This window comes from Arthrobacter sp. HMSC08H08 (genome assembly GCF_001807575.1).
Taxonomy (GTDB): Bacteria; Actinomycetota; Actinomycetes; order Actinomycetales; family Micrococcaceae; genus Pseudoglutamicibacter; species Pseudoglutamicibacter albus.
Genome location: NZ_KV789406.1, coordinates 1 through 1,425, shown reverse-complemented (window position 1 = coordinate 1,425; position 1,425 = coordinate 1). Strand labels below are relative to the sequence as shown.

At 54.5% G+C, this 1,425-nt stretch carries 2 pseudogenes; both read right to left on the bottom strand.

The features are described 5' to 3' along the window. Nucleotides 1–34: 34 nt before the first annotated feature. Nucleotides 35–1,224: pseudogene (locus HMPREF3175_RS10200) on the bottom strand (IS3 family transposase); the annotation flags it as partial. A gap of 15 nt (nucleotides 1,225–1,239) precedes the next feature. Next, a pseudogene (locus HMPREF3175_RS10650) lies at nucleotides 1,240–1,377 on the bottom strand (helix-turn-helix domain-containing protein); the annotation flags it as partial. Nucleotides 1,378–1,425 lie beyond the last annotated feature (48 nt).

Below are 1,425 nucleotides of genomic sequence, written 5' to 3'. Positions count from 1 at the left end.
TGAACTAGCCCCCGAAAGTTGGACTGGTTTAATTCTAGGCGGTGAGGGGTTCAAGGGTCTGATTCCGATATTGCATCGGGGTCAGGCCCTTGAGTCGTTGTTGGACGCGTTCGGTGTTGTACCACCCGATGTACTCGTCGATCGCTTGGTTGAATTCTGCGACCGTGTCGAAGACTTCACCGTGGTACATCTCTGTTTTAAAGTGCCCGAAGAAGTTCTCCATGACCGCGTTGTCGTAACAGTTGGCTTTACGCGACATCGACTGAACACCACCGTTGTCGCCGATCAGATTGCGCCAGGAGGCATGCTGGTACTGGAATCCTTGATCGGTGTGCATCATCCACCCGGGTTCAGGTGCACACGCTGCGATTGCCTTGGACAAGGAATCGGTGGTCAACGCTGTCGACGGTGATGTAGCCACGGTGTGAGCGACGATAGAGCGATCGAACAAGTCCATCACCGGTGACAGGTAGACCTTGCGGCCTTGGACCCTGAACTCGGTGACGTCGCTGACAAAGACGGTATTTGGCCTATCCGGGGTGAACCTGCGGTCAAGTGCGTTGTCAGCGATGTGGCTGATCGTCCCAGTGTAGGAAACATATGGCCTGCGCTGGCGGATCTTGGCTCGAAGACCCATCTGGTGCATGAGTTTGTACACGAGTTTGTGGTTGACCACCCAGCCTTGGTTCCGCAGGTCAAGTAGGACTCGCCTATAGCCGTAGCGATGCTTGTTCCGTTCGAAGCACTCCCGGATCGCGTCTTTGAGTGCCACGTACTTATCCGGTTCGTTGAGGCGTTTCTGGTGGTAGAAGAACGTCGACCTCGGCATGCCTGCCGCATCCAAAAGGTATTGCAGACGATGCTGTGACTTGAGGATGACGATCGCCTGGACTTTCAGGCGTGTCCCTGGTTCCTCAAGTCCCGCAATTTTTTGAGATACGCGTTTTCCGCTTCCAACCGTGCGATCTGACGGCGCAGCTTGTCTTCTTCTGTAAGCCGCTTCGGTGAGGCCGAGCCTTTGGGTCTGCCCTTCGGCTTCGGTTTCAACGCGTCATCGCCGCCTTGACGCCATTTCTGGGACCAATCTTTGACGAGTTTGTCTGACGACAGGCCAAATTCACGGGCAAGATCCATCTTTGTCTCGCCGGCAAGGTGGCGTTGGACAACTTCCTTCTTGATCTCGAACGAGTACTGCTGCTTTGTCGGTTTCTCCACAAGACATAGCCTGCCATGCAGCTGAAACCGACGACGCAGCGTACGGACGGCGTATTTGGAGACACCAAGAGTCTTGGCAGCGGCTGTATAACCCATGCCTTGCTCGAAACACTCAACCAACTGCTCACGCTGATGTTCGCTCAGCGAACTTCGTGCTCTCAATGAAAACTGCTCCCCACTAGTCGGTAACTGATTTCTCAGTCCAACTAA